The sequence below is a fragment of the Vibrio sp. 10N.286.52.F8 genome (assembly GCF_041468745.1).
Classification (GTDB): Bacteria; Pseudomonadota; Gammaproteobacteria; order Enterobacterales; family Vibrionaceae; genus Vibrio; species Vibrio crassostreae_C.
This window is the reverse complement of sequence record NZ_JBFRJF010000032.1, coordinates 1-15,875: the sequence shown is the minus strand read 5'-3', so window position 1 is coordinate 15,875 and position 15,875 is coordinate 1. Positions and strand designations below refer to the sequence as shown.

The window sequence follows — 15,875 nt, the reverse complement described above, 5'->3', positions numbered from 1 at the left end:
TCGCTTTATTTTTATCGGTCGCTTCTATCGCCATCCTGACTTGATCCATTGACCTGTCTATCAAGCATGGGAAATTTCATTTTAGTTCATTCAAAACGTCACTTAACTGTCATTTGTTGGGCATAACTTGAGCCTTAACTGAATAAGGATTGTTAAGGAGATCGTATGCGTACTATCGAACCTATTGTCCGCTGGGATGTGGCATTTTCTGTTTTCTGTTTAAACAACCGCTATGGCGGGCAACATGCAACGCTCAGTAAAGCGGTGTCTCATACTGGAGATGGACACCTTTATGTTTTGATTGCCTTGATTGCACTGCTGGTCGATAGCAACACCGGTCGAGATTTTCTATTGGTCGGTTTAACCGCCTTCGCAATCGAACTGCCTATTTACTGGTTTGCTAAAAATACCCTCAAGCGCCGTCGACCAGCTGAATTCTCTTCACTACTTCACTCTCATATTGTGCCATCCGATAAATACAGTCTGCCTTCAGGGCATTCCGCTGCTGCTTTTGTTATGGCGACCCTAATCGGGCATTTCTATCCGAGCTTGTACCTCTTTAGCTTGGTGTGGGCAACTGCGATTGCAGGCTCTCGAATCCTGCTCGGTGTGCACTTTTTAACGGACGTACTGATTGGCGCAGCCTTGGGCATCGCTTGTACCAGCCTCGCTATCAGCTTCATCCTGTAATTATTTTGTTGGCAACCACTGCCGAGCTTAAGTGGTAAATTTAAAGGAACATGCATGAAAATTTTATATGGCGTACAAGGCACAGGAAATGGGCACATCGCTCGAGCGAGAGCAATGGCCGTCGCTTTTCGTCAGCAAAATATTGATGTCGATTTTCTGTTCTCTGGGCGAGATGAGAGCAAATACTTTTCGATGGAAGCGTTTGGCAACTATCAGACCCGCAGCGGCTTAACTTTTTACAGCGAGCAGGGGCAGGTTAAATACGGCAAAACATTCATGAAGAACAACATCTGGCGATTTCTCCGTGAGATTAACCAGATCGATCTTACGCCTTATGACTTAGTGATTAATGATTTTGAGCCTGTCACTGCATGGGCGGCTAAGAGACAAGGTGTGCCATGCATTGGGATAAGCCACCAGAATGCGTTTCGTTATGATGTACCCAAAGAAGGGGGCAACTGGATTGAACATTCAGTGATTCAACATTTCGCCCCAACCGAGCACTCTATTGGCTTGCACTGGTATCACTTTGAACAGCCGATTTTGCCGCCTATCGTTCACACGCTGGTTGGTGTGCAACAAATAAAAACAACACAAGACTTTACGTTGGTCTATTTGCCATTTGAGGATCTTGAGTCGATCTCAGAGCTGCTGATGAAGTTCATTTCGCAAAACTTTGTCTGTTACCACCCGGATGTGATTGAGCATAGCCGAGTTGAAAATATTGAGTTCAAACCACTGAGTCATGCGGGCTTTCAATTCGACCTCAATCAGTGCTCTGGTGTGGTCGCAAATGGCGGCTTTGAATTGCCATCTGAAGCCCTAACTTTGGGGAAGAAATTGCTTCTCAAACCACTCGAAGGACAGTTCGAACAACAGAGCAATGTGGCGACGCTAGAGGCCCTTGGGTTAGCTCAAACCATGACGTTTTTAGATGCGGCTATTTTGCGCGCTTGGCTCAGTGAAAAACAGGCCGAAGTGGTCACCTATCCAGACGTGGCAAGTGCACTCGTTGAGTGGGTATTAGCAGGGAATTGGTCTAATCAAGATGATTTAAGAAAGCAACTTTGGGACAAGGTCGACTTTCCAAGTTATGCATCGCTCACCTAACTCATAAGTGCTATTTCTGAATTGGCCGGTTGAACAATTCACGAGTTCAATAAATTGTAACAAATGTAACCAAACGATAGAACAGCTAAATAAGTCGAAATTAAACTCATAAGTGACGCATTTTATGTTTTTTTATAACTCTATAAATAATTGATTTTTAGATGTTGTTTAATCATTAAGGTAAAATAAAATTATTCTTTATCAATCTTGTTGGTAGCTCGAGATGCATTGGTTAATAGTAATGTCAATCCGAAAAACATCGGTCTGATAAATATAAGAATTAGTGGTTATCTATTCTCATACCATTACCAATTTAACGCTGTCGAACCGACAAGAGGCAACTTGAATGTTAGATAAGAAAGACGCAATGAGTGCTATTGCAAGCTACAGAATGGAAAGCACACTTCGTGGAGTCGACTTAAATCTTTTGACTGTATTTGATGCAGTTATGCAAGAGCAAAACATTACACGTGCAGCTCACAATCTGGGTATGTCTCAGCCTGCTGTAAGTAACGCTGTTGCTCGTCTAAAAGTGATGTTTAACGACGAACTATTCATGCGTCAAGGTCGTGGTATTCAACCGACTCAACGTGCTCGTCAGTTGTTTGGTCCAATCCGCCAAGCGCTACAGTTAGTACGCAACGAACTACCAAGTTCTGTGTTCTCTCCAGAGTCGTCTTCTCGCCTGTTCAAACTAGCGATTTGCAGCCCTTGTGATATGCGTTTTGCTCCTAAGATTATGTCGACTATCAACGAGCAAGCACCTAGCGTTAAACTGCACATGGACGCTGAGTTCGATCGTCAGCTTTCTGAGCGTATGCGCTACCAAGAAATCGACTTCGTGATCGATTACGCTCGCTTTGATGAGCAAGGTTTCTCAAGCACTGAAATCTTCCAAGATGAGTTGGTTGTTGTCGCTTCTGCTTCTCACCCACGCATTAACGGTGAAGTAACAGCGGCAGAGCTGCTTAACGAAAAGCACGCGAAATTGTCTCGCATTCACGGTCAACGTAGCTTCTCTGAGCAAGCTTACCGTGACCTAGACTGCATGCCTTTCTACGAAGGCACGAGCCTAAGCAACGTTCTTTACGTTGTAGGTCAGTCTGAACTAGTAACGATTGCTCCTCGTTGGATGGTAGAACATGCAGCAAACAAAGAGCAGCTTCAGATTCTAGATTTCCCATTTGATAATGCGGCAATTTCAGGCTTCCTAAGCTGGCACGAATCAAGTGAAAAGGACAAAGGACACATTTGGTTACGAGATCAGTTAATGATGATCTGTGGCGAAGTAGTGGCACTTAACTAGACACTAATCCCTATGTTTTATAAGCCCTAAGCTAGGAGTCTGGCTTGGGGCTTTTTTGTACCTGCTATTTTTGTTGATAGAAAACTTAGCGTGAGACGTACTATTACTTATAACTTTGAGCTTCATCAGTTGCCTTTTCCATGATCAGAGGTACACTTGTGCGCTCAAAAAAGCTTACAGGTGTAAGCCAAAGGTAAAGAGATGGCCAATTTAGATTTTCATATCGTAAAAAGACTTCGTGACCAAATTGCCCAAGGCGGCAACCGTACAGCTTTGAAGCACAAAGTAGACAATGTATGGCAAGGTATTAGCTGGGAGCAGTTTGGACAACAAATCGATACGCTTTCATTAGCACTATTGGCTCAGGGACTGAGAGTTCAAGATAAGATCGGTATCTATTCAAATAATATGCCTCAATGGACCGTGGCAGATTTTGCATCTTTACAAGCTCGTCTTGTGACTGTGCCGATTTATCCAACCAACACAGCAGCACAGTCGTCTTACATCATCCAAAATGCGGATGTGAAGATCTTATTCGTTGGTGAGCAAGTTCAATTTGACGCGGCGGTGAGCCTATTCGAAGAGTGTGAACAGCTAGAAGTGGTTGTCGCGATGTCTGATGATATCGATCTTCAAGGCCATAGCTTTGCGGTATCTTGGGCTGATTTCATGGCGCGCGGCGTTGAAGCACAACAAGCTGAACTTGACGTGCGTCTTGCTGATGCAAGCATGGACGACCTGCTGACTCTTATCTATACCTCTGGTACCACAGGTCAGCCAAAAGGCGTAATGCTTGATTACACCAACATTGGCTACCAGTTAGAAGGCCACGATGAGCGCCTTAGCCTGAGCAAAGACGATGTCTCATTGTGTTTCCTACCGTTATCACACGTATTTGAGCGTGCTTGGACGTTCTACGTTCTTTATAAAGGCGCAACCAACTGCTACCTGCAAGATACGATGCAAGTGCGTGATGCGCTAAGTGATGTGAAACCTACTGTAATGTGTGCGGTTCCACGCTTCTACGAGAAGATCTTCTCTGCGATTCACGAGAAGGTATCTAAAGCACCATTTATTCGTAAAGTGCTATTTACTTGGGCGGTGAACATGGGAGCAAAGCTTTCAGTTTGTCACCAAGAAGGTCGTACTCCATCGTTGATGCTGAAGAAGAGCCATGCGCTAGCTGATAAGCTTGTGCTATCTAAACTGCGCGCTCTACTCGGCGGTAACATCAACTTCATGCCATGTGGTGGCGCGAAGCTTGATGAGACGATTGGTCGTTTCTTCCATGCTATCGGCATCAACGTAAAACTTGGCTACGGCATGACAGAAACCACGGCAACAGTATCTTGTTGGGATGATCGCTGTTTTAACCCTGATTCGATTGGTATGTCGATGCCGGGCGCAGAAGTAAAAATTGGTGCTAAGGACGAGATTCTTGTTCGCGGTCCAATGGTGATGCGTGGCTACTACAAGATGCCAGAAGAGACAGCTAAGACATTCGATGAGCACGGTTTCTTGAAAACCGGTGATGCGGGTCATTTTGATGAAAATGGTAACCTGTTCATTACTGATCGTATCAAAGAGCTGATGAAAACTTCTGGTGGTAAGTATATTGCCCCGCAAGTGGTTGAAGGTGCGATTGGTAAAGATCACTTTATCGAACAGATTGCTGTTATCGCTGATACACGCAAATTCGTTTCTGCGCTGATTGTTCCTTGTTATGACTCGCTAGAAGAGTACGCCAAAGAGCTTAATATCAAGTATCACGATCGCGTTGAGCTGGTTAAGCATCACCAAATCGTCGAGATGCTAGAAAAGCGTGTGAATGACCTACAGCAAGAACTGGCTAAGTTTGAGCAAGTGAAGAAATTCAAACTGCTACCAAAAGCATTTTCTATGGATGATGGTGAACTGACACCAACTCAAAAATTGCGTCGTAAAGTTATCAACGATAAGTATCAAGACGAAATCGAAGAAATGTACAACGAAAAGCCTAAAGATAAGTAGTTTTCTGCTTAGATAAATTTTCAGTTGTTTAAAAATCCCCCTACGAATGTGATTGCATTTTTAGGGGGATTTTTTGTATCTAATGACACAGCACAATGTGCGAAAGCGCACACCAGCAAGCTCGTGGTTTATCGATAAATAGCGATCTATTAAAATATTAAGTGCTTTTTTTTGTTCGCTAACTAGTGTTTAAACCTGGCGTGGGGGGCTGAGTTGGGTTTTATTTAATGCTTTGAGCTAATAGTTGGTTTTTTGGCACAGTTGCCGAATAACAGGTGTTAGACCAGATGATAATAAAGCGTTAAAGTTGTTTCGTATTACTGTTTGTTGTTATCACGACAGACAGCCATAGCCGAAAAAGTGGAAGTATTTCGAATTAGGCTACGAATAAGCCCTAGACTATGAAAAACCAGCCCAACATGTTCACCAAATATGATTGGAAACTGGTGAGGAGAGCAATATGACAACAAAACCTGAAACAGCCATGTCATCCGGCGCTGAAATGTTATCCGGCGCTGAGATGGTGGTGCAGTCTCTAATTGAAGAGGGTGTAGAACAAATCTTTGGTTACCCAGGTGGTTCTGTACTTGATATCTACGATGCGTTGCATGCTAAAACTGCTGAAATTAAACACGTATTAGTGCGACACGAACAAGCCGCTACCCACATGGCAGATGGCTATACTCGTTCTACCGGTAAACCGGGTGTAGTACTTGTGTGTTCTGGTCCAGGTGCGACCAATACCGTTACTGGTATTGCAACCGCCTACATGGACTCAATCCCAATGATTGTTATTTCTGGTAACGTACCAAATAACCTCATTGGTAATGACGCCTTCCAAGAGTGTGACATCGTGGGTGTATCACGCCCGATCGTTAAACACAGCTTCTTAGTTAAGAAAGCGGAAGATATCCCTGAAGTCGTTAAAAAAGCATTCTATATTTCAACGACAGGGCGTCCCGGTCCTGTGGTTATTGATCTGCCGAAAGATATCTTAAACCCACAAATCAAGCTTCCTTATGAATACCCAGAAACGCTCAAAATGCGTTCGTATAACCCAACGGTTACGGGTCATAAAGGTCAGATCAAAAAGGCGCTAAAAGCCCTTCTTGAAGCGAAGAAGCCGGTACTTTATGTCGGTGGTGGTGCGGTTATTTCTGAGGCAGATAAGCCGCTGTTAAAATTAGCAGAGGCACTGAATTTACCTGTGGTAAGCACCCTAATGGGGCTTGGCGCTTTCCCTGGCACCCATAAGAACTCTTTGGGTATGTTAGGCATGCATGGTTTATATGAAGCCAATATGGCGATGCACAATGCGGATTTGATCTTTGGTATTGGCGTACGTTTCGATGATCGAACGACTAATAACCTAGATAAGTACTGCCCTGATGCGAAGATCATGCACATTGATATCGACCCATCTTCGATCTCTAAGAACGTAAAAGTGGATCTACCGATTGTAGGTTCTGCTGAAAAGGTTCTAGAGAGCATGGTGAACTTGCTCGTTGAGCAAGGCGGCACTAACGATGCAGAAGCAATTGAAAGCTGGTGGAGTGAAATCAAGCAGTGGCAAGAGCGTGACTGCCTAGCTTACGAGAAATCGTCTGAGCGCATCAAACCACAGCAAGTAATTGAAACACTGCATAAAGTAACCAATGGCGATGCCTATGTTGCTTCTGACGTAGGTCAACACCAAATGTTTGCTGCTTTATACTACCCGTTTAACAAGCCACGTCGTTGGATTAACTCTGGTGGTCTAGGCACGATGGGCTTTGGCCTGCCTGCTGGTATGGGCGTTAAGTTTGCTAAGCCAGATGAAGAGGTGGTTGTGGTAACCGGTGACGGCAGTATTCAAATGAATATCCAAGAGCTGTCGACTGCGCTGCAATACAATATCCCGGTTAAGATTATTAACCTTAACAACCGTTTCCTAGGCATGGTAAAACAGTGGCAAGACATTGTTTATCAAGGCCGTTACTCTAACTCATATATGGACTCTGTTCCTGATTTTGCTGCTATCGCTGAGGCTTATGGCCACGTTGGTATGCGCATTTCATCTCCGGATGAATTGGAATCAGGTTTGGAAAAAGCACTGGCGATGAAAGACCGTTTGGTATTTGTCGATATTAGTGTGGATGACACCGAGCACGTATACCCAATGCAGATCAAAGGCGAGGGTATGGATAACATGTGGCTAAGCAAAACGGAGAGAACATAATATGAGACACATTATTTCACTACTAATGGAAAACCAACCTGGTGCGCTTTCTCGTGTGGTTGGCTTGTTTTCTCAGCGTGGCTACAACATCGAGTCTTTGAACGTATCTCCAACCGATGATCCGACGCTGTCTCGTTTGAACGTCACTACTAACTCGAGCGAAATGCAGCTTGAGCAGATTCAGAAACAACTGCATAAGCTAATCGACGTACTTAAAGTACAAGAAGTGTCTGAACTTGAACACATTGAACGTGAGCTGTTGATGGTAAAAGTACGTGCGAGCGGCTTTGCTCGTGCGGAAGTGAAGCGCACAGCGGATATCTTCCGTGGTCAGATCGTTGATGTTACGGCTTCTCAATATACGGTTCAAATGGCGGGTACTAGCGAGAAACTGGATGCCTTCATTCAGGCGCTGTCTGAAGTGACGGAAGTGCTTGAAGTAGCTCGAAGTGGTGTTGTTGGCATCGCACGAGGCGAACGTGCGTTGAAAGCCTAGACGATAAGTCTTTAAAAAATAACTTTAAAGCCGCTTTTTTAAGCGGCTTTTATTTTGTTAATTTTTTAGAGTGCTATAATCCCGCGCTGCACTTCCATTCATCTGAGTTAGCAATGCGAAATAAAAAATCAATAATTACATTGCTGATTATCTCTATCATATTGTCTTCTGCAGTATGTCTGTATTATTTGCAGCGCTACAAAGAAGTAAAACAGCAGAGCTTTGACTACTCAGCTAAGCAAGCCGTTCATCAGTTAGTGTATGCCAAGCGAGATTATGATCTTCTCAAGACTCAGTTAGTCTCGGTCATGGAGCTACTCAGTCATAGCCAGAGCTTGGTTAACTTTGCTTCCTCTCCCTCAGACCAAACCAAACATCTACTTGAAGAGGTCTGGCAATCTGTTCTCGTGAACCAGAAGTGGTATACACAAATCCATCTGTTAGATGTCACTGGCAAAGAATTGGTGCGTGTTAACTATTCCTCTGATACCGGTAGAGTGACGTTTCCTCAACAGCTGCAAGATAGGTCGGATTCTAACTACTTCCAATACGCTCAAAAACTAGAAGCCGAACAGATTGGCGGTTGGGGTATTGAGCTTGAAACTGAGCATGGTGAAGTCACCTTCCCTTATTCGCCGGTAATCCGTGTCTTTACCCCAGTAGAAACCCCTGACGAAAGAGTAGGCTACCTCGTCATCAATCTTGATGTATGGGGCTTATCGTCGCGTCTGAGCTTTTCACCAGATAACGATCTTAGAGCAGAAGTTCTCAATGACGCGGGTTACTTCATCGCGAGTAACAACAGCGGTAAGTTGTTCGGAGACTCTATTCCTGAAAGAAAAGGCTATAACCTGAAAAATATCGCGCCGAAGACGTGGGATGCGATCTCCAATGATCAGGTGGGATACGTTTTTGAAGATGGTAATTTGTTTGCCTTTAACACGGTTATGCTCGCGAACAGTCAAAAGGTTCATTTACTGATTCAACTTAATCAAAAGCAACTGATGGATCGGGCTGAGCGTGATCTAGATGATTTGGCCCATGAAGAGATCATTGTTCTGATTACGGTGCTGATATTCGCTTTCCCGTTTGCTTACCTGGTGACGCACTGCCGACGCCGAAGCCTAGAGAGTAAATTGGCACGAGCCGCATTGAATGGTATGTCGGCAGTGATGATCTCTGACAAGCAGCACCGCACAATGATGATCAACAACGAATTTGAGAACATGACTGGGTACTGCAAAAAACAGGTTATCGGTCAAAATGCATTGCAGTTGCTGCTTGAGAATACCGACCAAGTGCTCTCAAGCTCGGCTATTTGGAGTCATTTAGAGCAAGAAGAAGTATGGGAAGGGGAGGTTCAGTGTAAGAACAAGCTGCGTATTCCTTTTACTGCGATCATGCGAGTGCATGCGGTCAAAAACAATTCAGGCAAAGTCAGTTACTACATCACCTCGTTGGTTGATATTTCGGTAAGGAAGGAGCTTGAAGTACGTTTGAGGATCTTAAGTGAACGTGACTCTTTGAGTAATCTTTGGAATAGACGAAAGTTCGAAGAGCAGCTCGCGTATTATTCTCGCTTGGTTGAGCGTTACCCTAATGAATCGACGACTTGCTTAGCTTTAGTCGATATCGATAACTTCAAGCGAATCAACGACGAACTTGGTCATGACGAAGGCGACCGAGTGATAGCAAGTGTCGCCAAGCTTCTGCAAGATAGCCTTCGCGGGACTGACTTTGTTGCACGTGTCGGAGGAGAAGAGTTTGCACTGTTGATGCCACACACGTCTCTGCCAGAAGCAAAGCGCGTATTGGATCGCTTGCGAATAGAGATTGAACTGGCAGCCGGAACTAAGATAACGGTGAGTGTTGGCTTTACTGATTTAACAAGTAACAGTACTCGCTCATACAAGTGTGCCGATGTTGCGCTTTACGAATCTAAATCGTCTGGTCGTAATACGGTCTCTATGTGTCCTAGCTACGATGATGTCGCTTAGGTTCGCTTCTATCTAATCCTTTCTTCTCTTTGCTTCACCTCTTCAAGCTGGCCCCGACTCACTTTATCTCTCCCCCTTTTTATAGGAATCTCACTTTTGAGCGACCTGTGTCACAAAATCTATACAGTTAGACTAAAGTCTAATGTTGGTGGAAATTTGAGCTAAAATGAACAGTAAGTAAACTACTTTGCTTCAGATTACATCGTGTTAAACGATGTAATAAATAGAGTGTTTACCAGATGTAAAAGGATGACACCGTTAACTTAATTCAGCTGGTTAGCTAGCCTTATCAATAACTTGAAAGGCAGCAGTAGAATTAGGTTAGCTGGAGCAATAGTTTGGGGATCATACAGTCTGGTTAAAAGAGGCGTGGTATGTTTGTCGATTTTTTAGTGAGGTTAACCATAGGCACATTAGCCATTCTTGGCTTTCAATTGAGTGCATTGTATTTTTTACCTATGGTTGTGCTGCTCAATACTCATCACAAAGAGTTTTTTGGGTGGTAGTTCAGTCGTGGTACTGGAAACAAAAAAACGGAGCCGCTGGGCTCCGTTTTTATTTGGTTAGAATCTATCTTGGCATCATGCCGCTTCGATAACTTCTTCAATTCGTTTCATTGAACCTAGCAGGTGTTGATCAAGCAGTTCAGTCGCTTGTTCTACATTCTTAGACAGTACTAGTTTCATGATCATTTCGTGTTCATCAATATTGAACAGATCATCTGATGCGCTTTCTGCAGACATAGCGAGGAAGCGGTAACGTTTCACTTGGTTAATTAGGTCATCAAAGAACTTAAACATGTTCTCTGAATCTGCACCTTCAAGCAGTGCGACATGGAATTGCTGGTGGCGCTCTTCCCATTCTACACAGTCAAACTCTTCAGATACGTACTGTACTCGCGATAGTTTATGGTAAGACGTTAGTACATCCAGTTCCCAGCTCTCATCACCTGCTGCAATCGCTTTTTTAAGCAGAACCGATGATACAACACGAAGGCTTTCGTATAGGTCATTCAGTTCTTTCTTTGATACAGGAGATACCCAGCAGCCTTTTTGTGGCTCTAGCTTTACGTATTTGCTCCAAGATAACTGTACCAAGGCTTCGCGAATAGGGGATGCGCCAACGTTGTAGCGTGCTTTTAGATCAGCAACAACAAGCTTTTGGCCTGGGGTTAACTCACCATTAAGAATATCTTGGCGAATCATCTTTGATACTTTGTCAGTGAGCGTAGGACTAGACATTACAAACCTCATCTATATATGATTTCTAGTCTGCTAATCCGTCTCTTAGAAAGAGTCAGTTGGAGGTTAACAGTACGTAGTTCTATTGTGATTGATAATACAGCGTACTGAAAAGTTAGGCAAGATTTTGTTTCATAAAAAAAGAGGGCCGAAGCCCTCTTTTATATTTTATGCGAATCGGTTCATTCTTATAGAACGTGAACAGATGCCGTGTTTGTAGTACCAGAAGCTACTAGAGCACCAGAAACCATAACTACGATGTCGCCTTTGTTACCTAGGCCAGATTGTAGAGCGATTTCTTTACCGTTGATGTAGAACGCGTCTGTGTTCTCGATAGAGTCAACAAGAACTGGCTTAACACCTTTAGTAAGAACTAGCTGTGCAGCTGTCTTTTCGTTAGTTGTTAGAGCTAGGATGTTTGCAGTTGGGAAGTACTTACGTACTGAACGTGCAGATTTACCGCCTTCAGTTGCAACAACTATTAGAGGAGCAGCTAGCTTCTCTGCTGTGTCTACGGCGCCTTTACATACTGCTTCAGTGATGCGTAGACGTGGGCTGTCTAGACGAGAACCTAGCTCAGCTTTAAGAGCTGAATCAGTACGGTTCGCGATTTGAGCCATGATAGTAACAGCTTCAACTGGGTACTTACCTTTAGCAGTTTCACCAGAAAGCATTACTGCATCAGTACCATCCATGATTGCGTTCGCAACGTCACCCGCTTCAGCACGAGTTGGACGTGGGTTGCTGATCATAGAGTCAAGCATTTGAGTTGCAGTGATAACCATCTTACGTGCACGGTTACACTTCTCGATCATCATCTTCTGAGCGAAGATTACTTCTTCAGCTGGGATTTCAACACCTAGGTCACCACGAGCAACCATGATGCCGTCAGAAGCTTCAAGGATTGAATCGAAGTTATCTACACCTTCTTGGTTTTCAATCTTAGAAATGATGTGGATGTTCTCGCCGCCGTTAGCGTTTAGAAGCTCACGGATTTCTTTAACGTCTTCTTCTTTACGGATGAAAGAAGCAGCAACGAAATCTACGCCTTGCTCACAACCAAACTTAAGGTCAGCTTTGTCTTTCTCAGAAAGAGCAGGAAGTTGAACAGAAACGCCAGGAAGGTTAACACCTTTGTTTTCGCCTAGAGCACCGTTGTTAAGAACTTTACACTTAACTTCAGTTTCTGTTGTTGCGATAACTTCCATTTCGATTAGGCCGTCATCAACAAGGATAGTGTTACCTGCTGTTAGGTCTTTAGCGAAACCTAGGTAAGTTACTGCTACTACGTCTTTGTTACCAACAACTGTTGCGTCAGTTGTGAAAGTGAACTCTTGACCAGCTACTAGATCTACGTCGTTACCATCTTCAAGTTTGATAGTACGGATTTCTGGACCTTTAGTATCTAGAAGGATAGCAAGTTGCTCACCTTTGTTTTCCATTACTTTACGGAAGTTCGCGATACGAGTGCCGTGCTCTGCGAAATCACCGTGAGAGAAGTTAAGACGCATAACGTTCATGCCAGCATCTACTAGTTCAGTTAGCTTCTCTACAGATTCAGTTTTAGGGCCAATCGTACATACGATTTTGGTCTTTTTCATGGAAGGTACTCTCCGGTAAGTATTGTTACAATTTGAAATTTATTTAAGTTCTGAAGATTGGTCCGCTACATCAACATTTTGTGCCTGTTGTGTAAAAGCGCGGGACTTCCAATATGTCCTTCAGAGTTGTAAGTCTTTCATCAATTTTAGTCATTTTATGACTAAAAGATTTTGATTCAATATCGGTTTTCTGTGACTTACCCCACTATATAGGGGGTAAGTTGCAAAAAAATAACAGTCAGTTTTGTAATTTTTTTTCTTTTCGGGTGCGGATTCTACCACCTAATGAGTTCAATATCACTGCTTAACAATTGTCTTAGGACAAGGTTTTATCGCTATTTATTAATTTTTTGGATCAAAATAAATGGACTAAATAGTTTCGTTGTAACTATAATATGTTTCATATCGAAACTTAATGGCCTTTTTTAAATGTCGAAACGAAACACCCAGCTCAGAAGACATGCAATTTCTAACCTAGTGAATGAAAAAGGGGAGGTTAGTGTTGATGAATTATCCGCTAAGTTCGAAACCTCAGAAGTCACTATTAGAAAGGACTTGGCGTCTTTAGAGAAAAACGGTCAGCTTTTACGCCGTTATGGTGGTGCGATTTCGTTACCGAAAGAGGTTGTCAACGAAGAACTGGGTCAACAAGTTTCGACTCGAAAGATTTCATTGGCAAAAGCCGCTGCAGATTTAATTCGCGACCATAACCGCATCGTGATCGATAGTGGCAGTACGACCGGTGCTCTAATTCAGCAGCTTAATGCTAAGCGTGGCTTGGTTGTTATGACCAACTCATTGCACGTTGCTAATGCGCTTAATGAGCTTGAAAGCGAGCCGACGTTATTAATGACTGGCGGCACTTGGGATACCCATTCGGACTCTTTCCAAGGCAAAGTTGCAGAGTCGGTACTTCGTGCTTACGATTTTGACCAACTATTTATTGGGGCTGATGGTATCGACCTCGATAGAGGCACAACCACGTTTAACGAACTGGTTGGCCTGAGCAAAGTAATGGCTGAAGTGTCACGAGAAGTGATCGTGATGGTTGAGTCGGAAAAGGTGGGACGAAAGATCCCGAACTTAGAGCTGGCATGGGAACACATTGACATCTTAATTACCGATACAGACTTAGGCGAAGAATCCAAAGCAAGTATCGAATCACATGATGTTCGAGTGATCCTGACCGATCCAGCGTAAAAACAAATTTAAGTATTATGCATTTACCTTCCTATAATTGATCTTAATGAAGATTTGGCCTTTGCTTGCTGCCAATAGGAATAAAACAAAATTGATGGAGTGAAACTATGTGTGGAATTGTTGGTGCAGTAGCACAGCGTGATGTAGCTGAAATTTTAGTAGAAGGCCTTCGTCGTCTAGAATACCGTGGCTACGATTCAGCTGGTGTCGCTGTAGTCGATACTGAATCTAACCTAACTCGTGTACGCCGCCTAGGTAAAGTACAAGAGCTAGCTGACGCAGTAGAAGAGCAACAAGTGATTGGTGGTACAGGTATCGCTCATACACGTTGGGCGACACACGGTGAGCCGTCTGAAGCGAACGCACACCCACACATGTCTGGTGATATTGCCGTTGTACACAATGGCATTATCGAAAACCACGAAGCACTGCGCGCTATGCTGCAAGAGCGTGGTTACGTATTTACTTCACAAACGGATACAGAAGTTATTGCTCACTTAGTTGAGTGGGAACTTCGCACTTCAGCTTCTTTGGTTGAAGCGCTACAGAAAACAGCAAAACAATTAGACGGTGCGTACGGCACGGTTGCGGTTGATCGTAAAGATCCTAGCCGTATCGTTGTAGCTCGTTCTGGTAGCCCGATCGTTATCGGTTTTGGTGTCGGCGAGAACTTCCTTGCTTCTGATCAACTGGCGCTACTGAGCGTAACTCGTCGCTTCATGTACCTAGAAGAAGGTGATGTTGCTGAGGTAACTCGTCGTGATGTTACGGTATTTGATGTAGCGGGTGAGCGTGTTGAGCGTGAAATCGTTGAGTCAAACGCTGAACACGACGCAGGTGACAAAGGTCAATACCGCCACTTCATGCAGAAAGAGATCTTCGAGCAGCCAACAGCGCTGATCAATACAATGGAAGGCCGTATCTCTGACACTTCGGTTATCACTAACGCGATCGGCGTTAAAGCTGAAGAGATCCTAAGCAAGGTTGAACACGTGCAGATCATCGCATGTGGTACGTCTTACAACTCAGGCATGGCAGCGCGTTACTGGTTTGAATCTCTAGCTGGCGTAAGCTGTGACGTAGAGATTGCTTCTGAATTCCGTTACCGTGATTTCGTTGTTCGTCCGAACAGCCTATTGGTGACTCTGTCTCAATCTGGTGAAACGGCGGATACGCTTGCTGCACTTCGTCTTGCAAAAGAGAAGGGTTATATGTCTGCAATGACTATCTGTAACGTTGCGGGTTCTTCACTGGTTCGTGAATCTGATTTTGCCTTCATGACTCGCGCAGGAACAGAGATCGGTGTTGCTTCTACTAAAGCTTTCACAACTCAACTAGCAGCGATGCTGATGATGGTAACGTCAATTGGTCGTCTACAAGGTCGTATCAATGAAGAAAAAGAAGCGGAAATCGTTCAAGCACTTCACCAACTGCCTGCTGATATCGAGAAAGCATTAGCGTTCGATAAAGAAATTGAAGCACTGGCACCTGATTTTGCTGATAAGCATCACACACTGTTCTTGGGTCGTGGTGAGTTCTACCCAATCGCGATGGAAGCGTCTCTTAAACTGAAAGAGATCTCTTACATCCACGCAGAAGCATACGCAGCTGGTGAGCTTAAGCACGGTCCTTTGGCTCTTATCGATGCAGATATGCCTGTAGTCGTTATTGCACCAAGCAACGACTTGCTAGAGAAGCTGAAATCGAACGTTGAAGAAGTGCGTGCTCGTGGCGGTCTACTTTACGTATTCGCTGATGAAGATGCGGGCTTTGAAAGCGATGAGAACATGAAGATCATCAAGATGCCTCACGTAAGTGAAGTAACAGCGCCTATCTACTACACAGTACCGATGCAGCTGCTGTCTTACCATGTCGCACTAATAAAAGGTACCGACGTTGACCAACCTCGTAACCTAGCGAAAGCGGTAACAGTTGAGTAATCGACAGCTTACCTAAGATATAGATAATAAGAAGCCCATCCTGTGATGGGCTTTTTTATGGTTCAT

The 15,875-nt window shown here is 44.0% G+C and carries 11 protein-coding genes; 9 read left to right on the top strand and 2 right to left on the bottom strand.

Translation table 11 applies throughout. The features are described 5' to 3' along the window. The first annotated feature begins 165 nt into the window (after positions 1–165). The 7 genes from AB4133_RS15485 to AB4133_RS15455 all read left to right on the top strand — a co-directional run bounded on the left by AB4133_RS15485 (position 166) and on the right by AB4133_RS15455 (position 9,827). Entirely contained in the window at positions 166–690 is a 525-nt protein-coding gene (locus tag AB4133_RS15485; RefSeq protein WP_017062930.1) for a phosphatase PAP2 family protein, read from the top strand. A 54-nt stretch (positions 691–744) separates the two neighbouring features. Continuing rightward, the gene (locus AB4133_RS15480; RefSeq protein WP_017061396.1) at positions 745–1,800 is read left to right on the top strand and encodes an MJ1255/VC2487 family glycosyltransferase; all 1,056 of its coding nucleotides are present in this window, start codon (positions 745–747) and stop codon (positions 1,798–1,800) included. A 346-nt stretch (positions 1,801–2,146) separates the two neighbouring features. Next, entirely contained in the window at positions 2,147–3,106 is a 960-nt protein-coding gene (gene leuO / locus AB4133_RS15475) for a transcriptional regulator LeuO (protein ID WP_136973937.1), read from the top strand. 201 nt (positions 3,107–3,307) lie between these two features. After that, positions 3,308–5,116: a long-chain fatty acid--CoA ligase gene (locus AB4133_RS15470; protein WP_136973936.1), complete on the top strand. Its 1,809-nt coding sequence runs from the start codon at positions 3,308–3,310 to the stop codon at positions 5,114–5,116. A 460-nt stretch (positions 5,117–5,576) separates the two neighbouring features. Further along, positions 5,577–7,334 carry an acetolactate synthase 3 large subunit gene (locus AB4133_RS15465; RefSeq protein ID WP_017062926.1) on the top strand — a complete coding sequence of 586 codons (1,758 nt, stop codon included), beginning with the start codon at positions 5,577–5,579 and terminating at the stop codon, positions 7,332–7,334. 1 nt (position 7,335) lies between these two features. Then, positions 7,336–7,830 (top strand): acetolactate synthase small subunit, encoded by a 495-nt coding sequence (ilvN, locus tag AB4133_RS15460; RefSeq protein ID WP_008219984.1) that lies wholly within the window; start codon positions 7,336–7,338, stop codon positions 7,828–7,830. Positions 7,831–7,943: 113 nt separating this feature from the next. Then, a complete protein-coding gene (locus tag AB4133_RS15455) occupies positions 7,944–9,827 on the top strand; it encodes a diguanylate cyclase (protein WP_372224976.1) in 1,884 nt (627 codons plus the stop codon). 581 nt (positions 9,828–10,408) lie between these two features. Here AB4133_RS15455 and AB4133_RS15450 read toward each other — a convergent pair. Both AB4133_RS15450 and pykF read right to left on the bottom strand, forming a co-directional pair. Then, entirely contained in the window at positions 10,409–11,080 is a 672-nt protein-coding gene (locus AB4133_RS15450) for a GntR family transcriptional regulator (RefSeq protein ID WP_080582236.1), read from the bottom strand. A gap of 176 nt (positions 11,081–11,256) precedes the next feature. After that, positions 11,257–12,669 (bottom strand): pyruvate kinase PykF, encoded by a 1,413-nt coding sequence (gene pykF, locus AB4133_RS15445; protein WP_017061403.1) that lies wholly within the window; start codon positions 12,667–12,669, stop codon positions 11,257–11,259. 429 nt (positions 12,670–13,098) lie between these two features. Here pykF and AB4133_RS15440 point away from each other — a divergent pair, with 429 nt between their 5' ends. Both AB4133_RS15440 and glmS read left to right on the top strand, forming a co-directional pair. Continuing rightward, on the top strand, positions 13,099–13,869 hold the full coding sequence (locus tag AB4133_RS15440) for a DeoR/GlpR family DNA-binding transcription regulator (protein ID WP_017061404.1): 771 nt from the start codon (positions 13,099–13,101) through the stop codon (positions 13,867–13,869). 107 nt (positions 13,870–13,976) lie between these two features. Then, entirely contained in the window at positions 13,977–15,809 is a 1,833-nt protein-coding gene (gene glmS / locus AB4133_RS15435; protein ID WP_017061405.1) for a glutamine--fructose-6-phosphate transaminase (isomerizing), read from the top strand. Positions 15,810–15,875 lie beyond the last annotated feature (66 nt).

Coding starts and splice junctions, on each gene's coding strand:
- AB4133_RS15485 (WP_017062930.1), top strand. CDS start 166: ATGCGTACTATCGAACCTATTGTCCGCTGGGATGTGGCATTTTCTGTT.
- AB4133_RS15480 (WP_017061396.1), top strand. CDS start 745: ATGAAAATTTTATATGGCGTACAAGGCACAGGAAATGGGCACATCGCT.
- leuO (WP_136973937.1), top strand. CDS start 2,147: ATGTTAGATAAGAAAGACGCAATGAGTGCTATTGCAAGCTACAGAATG.
- AB4133_RS15470 (WP_136973936.1), top strand. CDS start 3,308: ATGGCCAATTTAGATTTTCATATCGTAAAAAGACTTCGTGACCAAATT.
- AB4133_RS15465 (WP_017062926.1), top strand. CDS start 5,577: ATGACAACAAAACCTGAAACAGCCATGTCATCCGGCGCTGAAATGTTA.
- ilvN (WP_008219984.1), top strand. CDS start 7,336: ATGAGACACATTATTTCACTACTAATGGAAAACCAACCTGGTGCGCTT.
- AB4133_RS15455 (WP_372224976.1), top strand. CDS start 7,944: ATGCGAAATAAAAAATCAATAATTACATTGCTGATTATCTCTATCATA.
- AB4133_RS15450 (WP_080582236.1), bottom strand. CDS start 11,080: ATGAGGTTTGTAATGTCTAGTCCTACGCTCACTGACAAAGTATCAAAG.
- pykF (WP_017061403.1), bottom strand. CDS start 12,669: ATGAAAAAGACCAAAATCGTATGTACGATTGGCCCTAAAACTGAATCT.
- AB4133_RS15440 (WP_017061404.1), top strand. CDS start 13,099: ATGTCGAAACGAAACACCCAGCTCAGAAGACATGCAATTTCTAACCTA.
- glmS (WP_017061405.1), top strand. CDS start 13,977: ATGTGTGGAATTGTTGGTGCAGTAGCACAGCGTGATGTAGCTGAAATT.